The organism is Streptomyces sp. NPDC002577, assembly GCF_053594815.1.
In genome coordinates this window covers 50209-64038 of sequence record NZ_JBSFWK010000032.1, presented here as the reverse complement: position 1 = coordinate 64038, position 13830 = coordinate 50209, and the positions used below count along the sequence as shown (strand labels likewise).

The 13830-nt window shown below is 71.0% G+C and carries 13 protein-coding genes and 1 pseudogene; 9 read left to right on the top strand and 5 right to left on the bottom strand.

From position 1 onward, the window contains the following. Positions 1 to 12 precede the first annotated feature (12 nt). The 4 genes and pseudogenes from ACWD4J_RS30665 to ACWD4J_RS30650 all read right to left on the bottom strand — a co-directional run bounded on the left by ACWD4J_RS30665 (position 13) and on the right by ACWD4J_RS30650 (position 3579). A pseudogene (locus ACWD4J_RS30665) lies at positions 13 to 910 on the bottom strand (aminoglycoside phosphotransferase family protein). A gap of 117 nt (positions 911 to 1027) precedes the next feature. Then, the gene (locus tag ACWD4J_RS30660) at positions 1028 to 1729 is read right to left on the bottom strand and encodes an FAD:protein FMN transferase (RefSeq protein ID WP_451398702.1); all 702 of its coding nucleotides are present in this window, start codon (positions 1727 to 1729) and stop codon (positions 1028 to 1030) included. 22 nt (positions 1730 to 1751) lie between these two features. Continuing rightward, on the bottom strand, positions 1752 to 2228 hold the full coding sequence (locus tag ACWD4J_RS30655) for an FMN-binding protein (RefSeq protein ID WP_451398701.1): 477 nt from the start codon (positions 2226 to 2228) through the stop codon (positions 1752 to 1754). Between the two features lie 10 nt (positions 2229 to 2238). Further along, a complete protein-coding gene (locus ACWD4J_RS30650; protein WP_451398700.1) occupies positions 2239 to 3579 on the bottom strand; it encodes a ferredoxin reductase family protein in 1341 nt (446 codons plus the stop codon). Between the two features lie 151 nt (positions 3580 to 3730). Between ACWD4J_RS30650 and ACWD4J_RS30645 the strand changes: the two genes are divergently transcribed. After that, a complete protein-coding gene (locus ACWD4J_RS30645; RefSeq protein ID WP_451398699.1) occupies positions 3731 to 4420 on the top strand; it encodes a response regulator transcription factor in 690 nt (229 codons plus the stop codon). After that, positions 4417 to 5865, top strand: a complete 1449-nt coding sequence (locus tag ACWD4J_RS30640; RefSeq protein ID WP_451398698.1) for a sensor histidine kinase — start codon at positions 4417 to 4419, stop codon at positions 5863 to 5865. The genes ACWD4J_RS30645 and ACWD4J_RS30640 overlap by 4 nt, the downstream gene beginning before the upstream one ends. A gap of 9 nt (positions 5866 to 5874) precedes the next feature. On the opposite strand, the gene ACWD4J_RS30635 is transcribed toward ACWD4J_RS30640, so the two are convergent. Next, a complete protein-coding gene (locus tag ACWD4J_RS30635) occupies positions 5875 to 6723 on the bottom strand; it encodes a LysR family transcriptional regulator (RefSeq protein WP_451398697.1) in 849 nt (282 codons plus the stop codon). 69 nt (positions 6724 to 6792) lie between these two features. Between ACWD4J_RS30635 and ACWD4J_RS30630 the strand changes: the two genes are divergently transcribed. From ACWD4J_RS30630 to ACWD4J_RS30600, 7 genes are all read left to right on the top strand, one after another. After that, positions 6793 to 7722 (top strand): EamA family transporter, encoded by a 930-nt coding sequence (locus ACWD4J_RS30630; protein ID WP_451398696.1) that lies wholly within the window; start codon positions 6793 to 6795, stop codon positions 7720 to 7722. 140 nt (positions 7723 to 7862) lie between these two features. Beyond that, positions 7863 to 8513, top strand: coding sequence for a GntR family transcriptional regulator (locus ACWD4J_RS30625; protein ID WP_451398695.1), 651 nt, complete (start codon positions 7863 to 7865; stop codon positions 8511 to 8513). Positions 8514 to 8561: 48 nt separating this feature from the next. Beyond that, positions 8562 to 9311 carry a PIG-L deacetylase family protein gene (locus tag ACWD4J_RS30620; RefSeq protein WP_451398694.1) on the top strand — a complete coding sequence of 250 codons (750 nt, stop codon included), beginning with the start codon at positions 8562 to 8564 and terminating at the stop codon, positions 9309 to 9311. 100 nt (positions 9312 to 9411) lie between these two features. Next, positions 9412 to 10122 carry a 4-carboxy-4-hydroxy-2-oxoadipate aldolase/oxaloacetate decarboxylase gene (locus ACWD4J_RS30615; RefSeq protein WP_451398693.1) on the top strand — a complete coding sequence of 237 codons (711 nt, stop codon included), beginning with the start codon at positions 9412 to 9414 and terminating at the stop codon, positions 10120 to 10122. Next, on the top strand, positions 10119 to 11216 hold the full coding sequence (locus ACWD4J_RS30610) for a 4-oxalomesaconate tautomerase (protein WP_451398692.1): 1098 nt from the start codon (positions 10119 to 10121) through the stop codon (positions 11214 to 11216). Before ACWD4J_RS30615 ends, ACWD4J_RS30610 begins: the two co-directional genes overlap by 4 nt. Before the next feature lie 10 nt (positions 11217 to 11226). Further along, on the top strand, positions 11227 to 12177 hold the full coding sequence (locus ACWD4J_RS30605; RefSeq protein ID WP_451398691.1) for a catechol 2,3-dioxygenase: 951 nt from the start codon (positions 11227 to 11229) through the stop codon (positions 12175 to 12177). Positions 12178 to 12444: 267 nt separating this feature from the next. Then, positions 12445 to 13776, top strand: a complete 1332-nt coding sequence (locus ACWD4J_RS30600; RefSeq protein ID WP_451398690.1) for an MFS transporter — start codon at positions 12445 to 12447, stop codon at positions 13774 to 13776. Positions 13777 to 13830: the final 54 nt, after the last annotated feature.

Genomic DNA, 13830 nt, shown 5'->3' with positions numbered 1-13830 from the left:
CAAATCGACGCCTCAGGCACGGTCGATGAGGGCCTGGGTGATCTGGCGGGTGGTCTGCGCGGCGACCCGGGGGCTGACCGCGGCGTAGCTGACGTAGGCGTTCAGGCCGGTGGTCAGGGCCCAGCCCCGGCCCCGGGTCCAGGTGGCGTCGTCGACGCCGAGCGCGGCGCGGAAGGCGGCCCGGCTCTCGGCCGACATCAGAGTGAAGGCGATCATCAGGTCGGGGGCCGGGTCGCCGATGCCGAGCCCGCCGAAGTCGATGACGGCGCTCAGCCGGCCGTCGACGGTCAGCAGGTTTCCGGTGTGGAAGTCGCCGTGGAACCAGACGGGAGGGCGATCCCAGCCGGGGGCGCTGAGCGCCGCGTCCCAGAGCTCGGTCATGGCCGCGGTGTCGAAGACACCGTCAACCTGTGTGATGGCGGCCCGGGTCGAGAGGTCCCGGTCCGCCAGGGACCCCGCGGTGAGGTCGTCGCGGATGGCCATGGCCGGGACGGCCTCGGGATCGAACTGCTGCAGCGCGGTCAGAAACCCCGCCAGTTCGACGGCGGCCTCGGTCGAGTGGGCCAGTGCCTCGACGGTCGCCACCTCACCGTCCAGCCACCGCCCACTGCCACGGATAGCCGAAGTCGGGCTCACCCACTCCCACCGGCACCGGAATGGCCAGGGGCAGATGCGGGGCGAGCCTGGGCAGCCACTCGGACTCCTTCCGGGCCTGCATGACGGCCCCGGCGTGGCGGGGCAGCCGGACGGACAGCTCCTCGCCCAGCCGGTAGATCACATGGTCCGAGCCGGCCGGGTCGAGCAGCTTCAGGGGCAGCTGGGCCCACTGCGGGAACTGCGTGTCGACCAGGCGCCTGGCCAGTGCGGCGTCGATCGCGGGACGGGCTTCGGCGGTCTTCTCCGTCGTCAAGGGCGCTCCTGCGTCGGCCCGCTCCGATCGGCGGGCAGCCGCACCATCACAGTCTGATGGCGGGTCATCCGTCGACCGGATTTCTCCACCGGCCGGGCGCGACGCGAGTGAGAGCGATCAGGCGGCGACGGGGAGCCGCGGGGTGCGCACGACACGGCGCTCGGCATCCACGGCGAACACCTCGCACCCTTCCCTCGCGGCGGCCCATTCGATGCCCTCGGCGCCCATGGCGAAAGCCGCCGTCGCGGTCGCGTCCGCCTCGGTCAGCGACTGCGCCACGACGGTCAGGCTGAGGAGTCCGGTCGCCGGACGGCCGGTGCGCCCGTCGAGGATGTGGTCGCCTCGTTCGTACCGGGCGGAGGTCGCCACCGCGCCGTCGGTGATCTCCAGGACCGTGCACAGCCGGTCGGCCCGCTCCGGGTGCCGCACGCCCACCCGCCATGGACCGCCGGCAGTGATCACGTCACCGCCGGCGTTCAGGCAGAACCGGTTGGCTCCCGCGGCCGTCAGCAGCTCCGCCGCCCGCTGCACCGACCAGCCCTTGACCACCGCGCAGGGGTCCAGGCCCCGGCCCGGCAACCGGGCGTCGAACGCACCGCCGGTCGCGACGCGGTACAGCTCGCAGAGACCGAGGACCTCCACCAGATCCGCGCTCAGATCACCGGCCGCCAGCTCGCCCCTGTCCAGCCGGGACACCTCGCTGTCGGGCTTGAAGGGGCTGAACCGCCCGTCGACCTCGCGCAGCCACGCGAACAGCGAGTCCACCGCCTCCTCGGGGACGTCATCGTCGTCGATCCGCAGCGACACGGGGAATCCCATGAGGTGCTCGACGCGCCGCACGTCAGGCGCCCTTCGCGTCGATGGCGGCCTGGAGCGACTGGACGTATCCCTCGCTGGTGATCGTGGCGCCGGACACCGTGTCGATGTCGGCGCTCTGCGCCTGCAGCGTCTCCTCGATCAGCTTCGGCACGGCGGCAGTGGTCTGCGGGTGGTTCGGCTGCTGGAGCATCCGCACCGAACTGATCTTGTCGCCTGTGAAGGTCACCTCCACCTGCACGGCGCCCTTCGACGTGTCGACCGTGCTGCCCTTGACGACCTGCGAGGCGGCGGCCGACGCGGACGGTGACGAAGAGGCGGACGGCGAGGCCGAGGACGAAGTGGACGAAAAAGGCGAAGACGACGAGGACGACGAGGACGACGAGGGCGTCGGGGCGGGCTCGGCGGCCTCGGTGGTCGTCGTACTGGTGGGCGGTGCGTAGCGCCACACCGGGATCAGGCCCGCGACGGTCAGGACGAGAACAGGCAGTGCTCGTTTCACGATGTCCCTCTCAACCCGCCAGGCTGAAGCGCTCGAAGTGGATCTGCTGCCTGGGCACTCCCAGGTCGCGCAGGGTGCGCAGCACCGCGCCGGTCATCCCGGGCGGGCCGCACACGAAGACGTCGCGGTCGCGCACGTCCGGCACGAGCTGGGCGATCGCCTCCGGCCCGAGCTTGTCCGGCGTGGCCGGGCCCGTGACGAGGTACAGCTCGGCGCCCTTGGCGGCCGCGAGTTCCAGCAGCTCGCCGTAGAGCACCGCGTCCCGGTCGCTCGCCACCCGGTAGACCAGCACCGCGTGGCCGTGCAGCTCTTCCAGCAGGGCCCGGATCGGCGTGATGCCGACGCCGCCGGCGATGAGCAGGGTGTCGGGGCGGGTGCGGTGCAGGGTGGTGAAAGCGCCGTACGGGCCCTCGGCGAACACACGCGTGCCCACCGGGATGTGCCGCAGGGCCGCGGTGCCGTCTCCGGCCGTCTTCGCGGTCAGCCGCAGCGTCCTGCCGTCCGGCGCGGCCGACAGCGAGAACGGGTTGGCCTGCCACCACCGGTCCCGGGTCAGGAACCGCCACAGGAAGAACTGGCCTGCCCGCGCGGGCAATTGGTCGAGGTCTCGGCCCGTGATGTAGATCGACACGACGTTGTCGGACTCGGGTACGACGGCCGAGACGCGCAGCTGGTGCCGCAGGTTCCGCCAGAGCGGCAGCGCCACCCGTCCGAGGAACACCGAGCCGAGCGCCACGCCCCACAGGCCCCACCAGTACGCGGTGGCGGCGGGCGACGTGGTGAAGGTCGTGCCCACCGCGACCTGGTGCGTGAACGCCAGCAGCACCGCCACGTAGGTATAGAGGTGGATGAAGTGCCACGTCTCGTATGCCAGCCTGCGCCGGGCGAAGCGCGCCGACACCGCGCCGACCAGCATGATCAGCACCAGCGCGACGATGGCCCGCAGTACGCCCTCGATGGTCGTGGCCAGCTCCACGAACTCGTCCACAGGCCCCAGCGAGGACGCCTGCGCGTAGCCGAAGGTGATGAACACCGCGTGGGTCACCAGGGTCCACAGCAGACCGAAGCCGACCCGGCGGTGCCAGGAGGTCAGCCGGTCCATGCCGATGCGGCGGTCGAGCCACGGCAGTCTGGCGACGAGCAGCAACTGGAAGGCCATGAGGAGCGCGCCGTACAGCCCGGCCAGCCGTCCCAGCAGGATGAGGGCGTTCGAGCCGGCGAATCCGGCCTGGACGAAGAAGACGGCCACCGTGGCCGCGTTCGCGGCCAGCACGGCGTACAGGCCGGTGCGGGCCACCACCCTGGGGCGTATCGCCGCAGGCGGAGCGGGAGGCGATTCGACGGTCGTCACGGCCGGCAACTCCTTGATCGGGTCCTCGTACACCGAGCTTCGCTGCCGGGAGCTGTCGGTTGCCTGTCGCCGGGCTTTCAAGTGCGTATCGATGTGAAAGCGGCAGGCAGGCGGGTCTGGCGTCGCGAGCCGCATGAAGCACTATGAGCGGGTGGAAAAAGTACGACTCCTCGTCGTGGACGACGACCCGCCCATCGCCGACCTCGTCGCCACGGTCGCCCGCTACGAGGGCTGGGACGCGGTCACCGCGTACTCCGGCGAGGAGGCGCTGCGCCTGGCCGCCGAGTTCCGTCCGGACATCGTGGTGCTCGACCTGATGCTGCCCGACATCGACGGGTTCGGCGTGCTCGACCGGCTGCGCCGGTCCGGGACCATGGTGCCCGTCGTGTTCCTCACCGCGCGCGACGGCGTCGCCGACCGGGTCGCGGGCCTGACGCGGGGCGGCGACGACTACCTGGTCAAGCCGTTCGCGGTGGAGGAGCTGATGGCCCGGCTGCGGACCGTGCTGAGGCGCAGCACGGGCCCCGGGTTCCAGCGGTCCGTACTGAAAGTGGCCGATCTGACCATGGACGAGGACACCCGCGAGGTGCGCCGCGGCGACCGGCTGCTCACGCTCACTCCGACCGAGTACGAGGTGCTCCGCTACCTGATGCGCAAGTCGCCGACCGTGCTCACCAAGGCGCAGATACTCGACCACGTCTGGGAGTACGGCTTCGGCGGCCGCTCGAACGTCGTGGAGCTGGTGATCAGCCGCCTGCGCCGCAAGCTCGACGACAGCGGCCCGCCGCTGATCCACACCGTCCGCGGATTCGGATACGTCGTACGACAGGCCGCCGAGTGATCAGGCGCCTGCGGGAGACCTACGGCAGGTTGCGCCTGGGCACCCGGCTCGCCCTGGGCCTGGGCGTGCTCGCGCTGGTCGTGTTCGCCGTGGTCGGCACGGCGCTGACGACGTACATGCGGGACTACCTGTCGGCCCAGCTCAATCAGCAGCTGACGCTGGCCCAGGTCGCCCAGTCCAAGAACATCGAGGAGCAGGGCACCCTCGCGGGAAAGAAGTACTACCGCTGGTACTACGCCGTGTACGACGTGACCGACGGCACCCCCGTGCTCCGCAAGCCCGAGGACGCCACCGACCTGCCGGAGGACGTCGCCGAGTTCACCGCCATCGCCAGGGCGCAGACCGCCGCGGGTACCGAGGTCCTGCGCACCGAGCACCTCGAGGGCGCGGGCGTGTACCGGCTGCGCGCCTGCGAGGTGGAGCCCGGTGTGGTCCTGGTCAGCGCCGCGCCCATGGACGACATCGACGCCACCGTGCGGCAGCTGATCACGCTCCAGGCCGTCGCCTTCGGGCTCGCGCTGCTGGCCCTGGTGGTGTTCGGGCGGGCGATGCTGCGGCGCGGCCTGAAGCCGCTCAGCGACATGGCCCACACCGCCCACGACATCACCTCGCACGACCTCACCGACTCTGCGGCCCGGCTGCCGGTGCGTGCCGACGGCGGGAGGGGCGGGCCGGAGGTCGAGGAGCTGCGTACCGCGTTCAACACCATGCTGGAACACATCGACGAATCGCTCGCCGTGCGCACGGAGGCCGAGCAGCGGCTCCGCCGGTTCGTCGCCGACGCCTCGCACGAGCTGCGCACACCCCTCATGTCGGTGCGCGGCTACGCGGACCTGTTCCAGTACGCGGCCGCCAACGCGCCCGAGGAACGGGACAAGCACCTGGCCCGGCTGCGCGCCGAGGCGGCCCGGATGAGCGTCCTCCTCGACGATCTGCTGCTGCTCGCCCGCCTGGACGCCGCGGAGGTGGAGACGCCGTTGCGTCTGGAGGAGACCGACCTGGTGGAGCTGGTGCACCAGGCGGCGGACGCGTTCCGCGCGGGCCGGCCGGACCATCCGTTGTCCGTGGCGGCCGGTCCGGAACCGGTGAGGCTGCGTCTCGACCCCCTGCGCATCCGGCAGGTGCTGGACAACCTGCTCACCAACGCCGCCGTGCACACCCCGGCCGGCACGAAGGTGTCTCTGGAGATGTCCGTCTCGCACGGGGCGGCGGTGGTGCGGGTCTCCGACACAGGACCGGGTATCCCGGCCGCCGACCAGGAGCGGGTCTTCGACCGCTTCTACCGCGTCGACAAGGCCCGCAGCCGCGACCGCGGCGGCAGTGGGCTGGGCCTGGCGGTCGCGCGGTCACTGGTGCAGGCGCATGGCGGCACCCTGGAGCTGAGCAGCCGTCCCGGTTCCACGACCTTGACCATCAGGCTTCCTCTGGCGACGACGGGAATTTGACGACAGGGCCTAGCGGTAGAGCTCCGTGAGCAGTTCGATCACGGCCTGTGTGGCGGGGTGCGGGTCGTCCCGCCACCAGGCGAGCCGTACGGCGATGGGCTCGGCGTCGCGCACCGGCCGGTAGACGATGCCGGGGCGCGGATACTGGTTCGCGGTGGACTCGGCCGTGATGCCCACGGACCGGCCCGTGGAGATCACGGTGAGCCAGTCGTCGACATCGTGTGTTTCCTCGGTCGCGGGCTCGGAGTCCGGGGGGAACAGCGCCGTGGTGGTGGTCCCTGTCCTCCGGTCGATCACCAGCTTCCGCCCGCTGATGTCGGCGAGCCTGACCGAGCGGCGCCGGGCCAGCGGGTCGTCGGCGGCCATGGCGCACAGGCGCCGTTCCAGGCCCACGATGGCCGAGCCGAAGCGGCGGTCGTCCAGCGGCCTGCGTACCACGGCGAGGTCGCAGGCACCCTCCGCCAGGCCGGCCGTGGCGGAGTTGACGCGTACGAACTGCAGGTCCGTCTCCGGATGTGTGTCCGCCCACCGGCGCTGGAAGGGGAGCGTGTGGCGGCCGATCGCCGACCAGGCGTAGCCGAGGCGAAGACGGACATGACCCGAGGTGGCCTCCCGGACCAGGTCGTCGACTTCGCCGAGCACCCGCCGGGCATGCGCGACCACGCGCAGCCCTGTCCCCGTCGGTGTCACCTCGCGTGAGGTCCGCCGCAGCAGCCGTACCCCGAGAGCGCGTTCGAGCGAGGCGAGCGTACGGGAAACGGCTGCCTGGGAGACCCCGAGCGCGATGGCGGCATCCGTGAACCCGCCCTCATCGACGATCGCGACGAGGCAGCGCAACTGCCGTAGCTCCACATCCATGACTCAAGCGTATAGATGCCTCGGACAATGCATTTTGTGCAAGAGCCGTGTGGTCTCACGATCGGTGGCATGCATCCTGCGCCCGCACGCTCAGCAGCCTCAACGCACCGGACCGCCCGGGTGCCTTCGTCCCCGGAGTCCCCGGAGTCTGGGGAGACGGGTGGAAGTGGAAAGCGCCTCGCCGGTGTCGCCACCATGGTCGGCAGCGGCCTGTCCAACCAGATCGGCGCCGCGACCGGCTCCCTCGCCTTCCCCGTGCTCGGACCCGTCGGTGTCGTGGCGGTACGCCAGTACGTCGCCGCGATCGTCCTGATCGCCGTCGGCCGGCCCCGGCTGCGCACGTTCACCTGGCATCAGTGGTGGCCTGTGGTGCTGCTGGCTCTGGTGTTCGGAACGATGAACCTGTCCCTGTACAGCGCGATCGACCGCATCGGTCTCGGGCTGGCGGTGACCCTGGAGTTCCTCGGCCCCCTCAGCATCGCCCTGGCCGCCTCCCGCCGCCGGCTGGACGCCTGCTGCGCGGCGCTGGCCGCGGCGGGCGTCGTCACCCTGATGCGTCCTCAGCCCTCCGCCGACTGCCTCGGGATGGGCCTCGGCCTGCTGGCCGCCGTCTGCTGGGCGTCCTACATCCTGCTCAACCGCACCGTCGGCCGGCGCATCCCCGGGGCTCAGGGGTCGGCGGCCGCGGCCGGGCTCTCCGCTCTGATGTTCCTGCCGGTCGGCATCCTCGTCGTCGTCGCGCATCCGCCGACCGCGGGGTCCGTGGCGTACGCCGTCACCGCGGGAGTCCTCTCCTCGGCGGTTCCCTACCTCGCGGACCTGCTCACCCTGCGCCGCGTACCGGCGCGGGCGTTCGGGCTCTTCATGAGCGTCAACCCCGTCCTCGCCGCCGTCGTCGGGTGGATCGTGCTCGGGCAGAGCCTGGGGTGGGTCGAGTGGGCCGCCATCGCGGCCGTCGTCGCCGCCAACGCCATCAGCATCCTCGCGTCGCGCGCCTGACGCCCTCACCTGCCGACCTCACACCGCCACCTGGCGGAAGTCCGTCACCGAAGCACCTCGGCAATATGGAGAACAAAATTGTTGACAATCCTGTTGCCCTAGATTTAGCTTCGACAGGCACTCACTCAGGGAGGGCACGCATGCCGAAGGAAGCCCGTCCGGGCACCGGAGAGCAGGCCAAGCAGCATGCACTGGCGCAGCTGCGGCAGGCGATTCTGCGCGGCGAGATGGCACCGGCTCAGCGGCTGGTGGAGAACGAACTCGCCGAGCAGTTCGGTGTGACGCGGGCCAGCGTCCGGGCGGCGCTGATCGAGCTGGAATCGGAGGGACTGGTCGAGCGGATCCGCAACCGCGGCTCGCGGGTGCGGTTGGTGACCGTGGAGGAAGCGGTCGCCATCACCGAGTGCCGCATGGTCCTCGAAGGGCTGTGCGCGGCGAAGGCGGCTGTCGCGGCCAGCGACGAGCAGCTGAGCGAGCTGGCGGATCTGGGCACGGCGATGTCGAAGGCCGTGGCCGACGGCGAGCCGGTGACCTACTCGGAGCTCAACCAGCAACTGCACACCAGGATCAGGGAGTTCTCCGACCAGCCGGTGGCCGTGGAGCTCCTGGAGCGGCTCAACGCCCAGCTGGTGCGCCACCGGTTCCAGCTGGCGCTCCGACCGGGGCGTCCGCAGCAGTCCCTGAGCGAGCACCTGGCCATGATCGAGACGATCAGGGCCCGGGACCCGCAGGCGGCCGAAGCGGCCGTCCGCGCCCACCTCGAGGGTGTGATCGCCGCGTTGCGCGAATGACGCCGTGGGGTGGGGGCGATCGGCCTGTCCACCAAGGAGATTTGATCAATGACGCACGGCAAGGCGCCCGACACCCCACGATCGACACTCGTCATCACCGCGCATGCCGGGGACTTCGTGTGGCGGGCGGGCGGAGCCATAGCCCTCGCCGCCTCCCGGGGGGAGAAGGTCACCATCGCGTGCCTCACCTTCGGCGAGCGCGGCGAGTCCGCCAAGGCCTGGCGTGAGGGCAGGACGCTGGACGAGATCAAGGCGATCCGCCGGGACGAGGCCGAGCGCGCCGCCGACACCCTCGGCGCCGAGGTCCTCTTCTTCGACGCAGGGGACTACCCGCTGCTCGCCTCCCAGGAACTGACCGACAAGCTGGTCGAGGTCTACCGCGCCACCCAGCCGGACGTCGTGCTCACGCACCCGACCGAGGATCCGTACAACGGCGACCATCCGGCCGCCAACCGGATGGCGCTGGAGGCCCGCGTACTGGCCCAGGCCATCGGCTACCCCGGCCCCGGCGAGATCATCGGCGCCCCGCCGGTCTTCTACTTCGAGCCGCACCAGCCCGAGATGAGCGGCTTCAGGCCCGAGGTCCTCCTCGACATCACCGAGGTGTGGGAGACCAAGCGCAAGGCCATGGAGTGCCTCGGCGCCCAGCAGCACCTGTGGGACTACTACACGGACCTCGCCGTCCGCCGCGGCGTCCAGCTCAAGCGGAACGCCGGCCCGAACCTGGGTCTGGCGCACAAGACCATGGCCGAGGCGTACATGCGTCCGTACCCGCAGATCGCGAAGGAGCTGGCATGAGCGAGCTGAGGTGCAGCGGAGGCTGGGGGTCCGCGGAGCGCAGCGGAGCGGGCACCCGGCCGCAGCGGAGCCGAAGCGGAGCTCTGCAGAAGGAGGAAGCGTGAGCGGCGTGATCGTCACCAACCCGCCCAAGGCGGACGCCGACGACGTCAAGGCGCTCTCCGGCTACGGCGTGGCCACCGTGCACGAGGCGATGGGCCGCACCGGTCTGCTCGGCCCCGGACTCCGCCCCATCCAGCGGGGCGTACGGGTGGCGGGCACCGCGGTCACGGTGCTCAGCTGGCCCGGCGACAACCTCATGATCCACGCGGCGGTCGAGCAGTGCGGTGAGGGCGACATCCTCGTCGTCACCACCACCTCGCCCTCCACGGACGGCATGTTCGGCGAGCTGTTCGCCACCGCGCTGCACAAGCGCGGAGTGCGCGGCCTGGTGATCAACGCGGGCATCCGGGACACGCAGGAACTGCGCGACATGGGCTTTCCCGCGTGGTCCAGGGCCGTCTCCGCACAGGGCACCGTGAAGGCCACGGGCGGTTCCGTCAATGTGCCGGTCGCCATCGACGGGCAGGTGATCCGCCCGGGTGACGTGATCCTCGCCGACGACGACGGCGTGGTGGTCGTACCCCGTGAGCGCGCCCGCCTGGTGATCGAGGCGTCCGAGGCCCGCGAGGCCAAGGAGGCCAGGTCCCGCGCCGCCTTCCTCGAGGGCGAGCTCGGCCTGGACCGCTACGGGCTGCGCGAGACCCTCGAGCGGCTCGGCGTCGCGTACAAGACGTATGAGGAGTACGCCCGCGAGGGGGCGGGATCGTGACCCGCGTGCCCGAAGAGGTGCCCTGCCTGCTGATGCGGGGCGGCACCTCCAAGGGCGCGTACTTCCTGGCCGATGACCTGCCCGCCGAACCGGCCGCCCGCGACGAGCTGCTGCTGCGGATCATGGGCAGCCCCGACGAGCGTCAGATCGACGGTCTGGGCGGCGCGCACCCGCTCACCAGCAAGGTGGCCGTGGTGTCGGCATCGTCCGATCCGCGGGCCGATGTCGACTACCTCTTCCTCCAGGTCGCCGTGGACAGACCCGAGGTGACGGACCGCCAGAACTGCGGCAACATCCTCGCCGGGATCGGGCCGTTCGCCGTCGAGCGTGGGCTCGTCCCGGCGGGGGAGGAGCGGACCTCCGTCCGCATCCGGATGGTCAACACAGGCGACCTCGCCACGGCGACCTTCCCCACGCCGGGCGGCAGGGTTGACTACACGGGGGATGCCGAGATCGCGGGCGTGCCGGGCACGGCGGCCCCCGTGGTGATCGAGTTCCCGCCCGGCAGCGGCCCGCTGCTGCCCACCGGCAACGTCCGCGACCTGATCGACGGCGTACCGGTGACCTGTGTGGACAACGGCATGCCGACCGTGCTGATGGCGGCCTCATCGCTGAAGGTCACCGGCTACGAGTCGCCGAGGGACCTGGAGGAGGATGTCGCGCTCGCCGACCGGCTCCGCGAGATCCGTCTCCGGGCGGGACGACTGATGGGCCTCGGCGACGTGTCGGACGCCACCGTGCCGAAGCTCACCCTGCTCGCCCCACCGCGTGACGGCGGCGCGGTCACCACCCGCACCTTCATTCCGGTGCGCTGCCACACGTCGATCGGCGTGCTCGGCGCGGCCAGTGTCGCCGCCGGCCTGCGGATCGAGGGCAGCGTCGGCGCGGAGCTCGCGGAGCTCCCGGACCGCGGTGACCGGATCCGCATCGAACATCCCACGGGATTCCTGGACATCGAAAGCAGCCTCGGCACCACGTCCGACGGCCTGCCTTCCGCCCGCCGTACGGCCGTGGTCCGTACGGCCCGCAAGATCTTCGACGGCACCGTGTTCCCCAGGTCCGCCGAGACAGCACCACCCGCACCCCCCTCTTAAGGAGCCGCAGATGACGCCGCCTCTCGGTGACATCGCCCATATCGGCCACGCCCAACTGTTCACCCCGGATCTGGACGCCAGCGTCGCCTTCTTCACCGACTACCTGGGCCTCACGGTCAACGGACAGGACGGCGACACCGTCTACCTGAGGACCTTCGACGACTACGAGCACCACAGCCTGGTGCTGACGGCCCGTGAGACGCCGGGGCTCGGCCGGCTCGCCCTGCGCACCTCCAGTGAGGAGGCCCTCCGGCGCCGCGTGAAGGCGCTCGAGGAGGCGGGCCGCCCCGGCCGCTGGGCCGAGGACGAGCCCGGCATCGGCAAGCTGTACCTCACCGCCGATCCCGACGGGCACGAACACGCCCTGTACTGGGAGAGCGAGCACTACCAGGCCCCCGACGAACTGAAACCCGCGCTGAAGAACCAGCCGCAGGCCAAGCCCAACCGGGGCGTGGGTGTGCGCCGCCTGGACCACGTCAACTTCCTCGCCGCCGACGTGCTCGCCAACGCCGAGTTCCAGCAGCACGTCCTCGGGGCCAGGCCCACCGAGCAGATCCAGCTGGACAGCGGCAGGGTCGCGGCCCGTTGGCTGACCTTCAGCAACAAGTCGTACGACGTGGTCTACACCGAGGACTGGACAGGCTCCAACGGCCGCCTGCACCACATCGCCTTCGCGACCGACACCCGCGAGGACATCCTGCGCGCCGCCGACCTCGCCATCGACACCGGCGTGTTCATCGAGACCGGACCGCACAAGCACGCCATCCAGCAGACGTTCTTCCTGTACGTCTACGAGCCGGGCGGCAACCGCATCGAGCTGTGCAACCCGCTGACCCGTCTGGTGCTGGCCCCCGACTGGCCGCTGATCACCTGGACCGAACCCGAGCGGGCCAAGGGCCAGGCGTGGGGTCTGAAGACCATCCAGTCGTTCCACACGCACGGCACGCCACCCGCCCCGTAGACGGGCCGTACGAGGGGGTGGGCGCGCGCTGTGTCGTGCGTGTCCACCCCCTCGCCGTATCGGCGTGCGTCCGGCCAGCAGATCGTCGATGAGATTGTTGACAAAAGTGTTGACGCTTTGCGGGTGGGTCCTTAGTGTCTAGCGCACACCGGGTCCGCTGCACGAGCCACGTCGACCCTTCCCCCGAGCTCTCGGCCCGGCCCGAGCAGGGGGACCCCCTCACTGATCCCCTCCAGGGACCGCCTCCTGGACGAGAGGAAAACAACGATGTCCTCCTCCCCCTCCCTGCCCGCTCGCGGCAGCAGACTGGCCTTCCTGGTCGTCGGTCTGTGCTGGCTGGCCGTCCTCTTCGACGGTCTCGACATGTTCATCTACGGCTCGGTGCTGCCGCACCTGCTGGCCACGAAGACCTTCGGTCTCACCCCGGACCAGGCCGGCGACCTCGGCAGCTACGCCACCTTCGGCATGCTGGTCGGCGCCCTGACCGCCGGCACGGTCGCCGACCGGATCGGCCGCAAGAAGCTGATGGTCGCCTGTGTGACCCTCTTCTCGCTGGCCTCGGCCGTGTGTGCCATGGCGGACAGCCTCGCGGTCTTCGGCCTCGGCCGGACCCTGGCGGGCGTCGGCCTCGGCGGTCTGCTGCCCACGGCGATCAGCATGGTCTCCGACTACGCCCCGCGCGGCCGCGGCGCCATCATCATCGGCATGCTGATGACGGCCCATCACGCGGGCGGCATCCTCTCGGCCTACGTGGCCAAGTGGCTGGTGGAGCCGGTCGGCTGGCGCGCCGCCTTCTGGGTCTGCGTCCTCCCGCTGCTGTTCGCCCCGGTGCTCGCCAAGGTCCTGCCCGAGTCGCTCAGCTTCCTCGTCGCCAAGGGCCGCGCCGAGGAGGCCCGGATGCTCGCCACCCGCTACGACGTCGAGCTGCCTGCCGACAAGTCCGGCAAGCAGGCCGCCGGGGACCGCTGGAGCAACCTGGTCGACCTCTTCCGCGGCGGCGAGTGGATCCAGACCCTGCTGTACTGGCTGGCCTCCTTCGGCGGTCTGCTGCTCGTCTACGGCGTCGCCACCTGGCTGCCGACCCTGATGCGCAGCGAGGGCTACAACCTCGGCTCGGCCCTGACCTTCGTGGTCCTGTTCAACCTCGGCGGCATCGTGGGCATGCTGGTCGCCGGCCGGGCGGCCGACCGCTTCGGCGCCCCGCGCATCTCCGCGATCTGGTTCGCGCTGACCGCCGCAGGTGTCTTCCTGCTCAGCGTCCACATGCCGCTGGGCGTGACCACGTTGGTCGTCTTCCTCACCGGCGTGTTCCTCAACAGCGCCCAGACGATGATCTACGCGACGGTCTCGATCCGTTCCGTCCCCGAGAGCCGCGCCACGGCCGTCGGCTGGACCTCCGGCATGGGCCGCTTCGGCGCCGTCTTCGGCCCGTGGCTCGGCGGCCAGCTGCTCGCCGCCGACCAGGGCGACTGGGGCTTCACCGCCTTCGCGCTGGCGGGCGTGTCGTCCATGGTGTTCATCGGCATCGCCGCGCTGCGCAGCACTCAGCGGACGCAGCAGAGCGCCGGCACGACGCAGACGGTGTCCGCCACCGGCTGATCACGTGGACATACGCCAGGGCCGGGTCGCGATGTGCGCCCGGCCCGAGCCATG

Coding starts and splice junctions, on each gene's coding strand:
- ACWD4J_RS30660 (WP_451398702.1), bottom strand. CDS start 1,729: ATGGGATTCCCCGTGTCGCTGCGGATCGACGACGATGACGTCCCCGAG.
- ACWD4J_RS30635 (WP_451398697.1), bottom strand. CDS start 6,723: ATGGATGTGGAGCTACGGCAGTTGCGCTGCCTCGTCGCGATCGTCGAT.
- ACWD4J_RS30630 (WP_451398696.1), top strand. CDS start 6,793: ATGCATCCTGCGCCCGCACGCTCAGCAGCCTCAACGCACCGGACCGCC.
- ACWD4J_RS30625 (WP_451398695.1), top strand. CDS start 7,863: ATGCCGAAGGAAGCCCGTCCGGGCACCGGAGAGCAGGCCAAGCAGCAT.
- ACWD4J_RS30620 (WP_451398694.1), top strand. CDS start 8,562: ATGACGCACGGCAAGGCGCCCGACACCCCACGATCGACACTCGTCATC.
- ACWD4J_RS30605 (WP_451398691.1), top strand. CDS start 11,227: ATGACGCCGCCTCTCGGTGACATCGCCCATATCGGCCACGCCCAACTG.
- ACWD4J_RS30600 (WP_451398690.1), top strand. CDS start 12,445: ATGTCCTCCTCCCCCTCCCTGCCCGCTCGCGGCAGCAGACTGGCCTTC.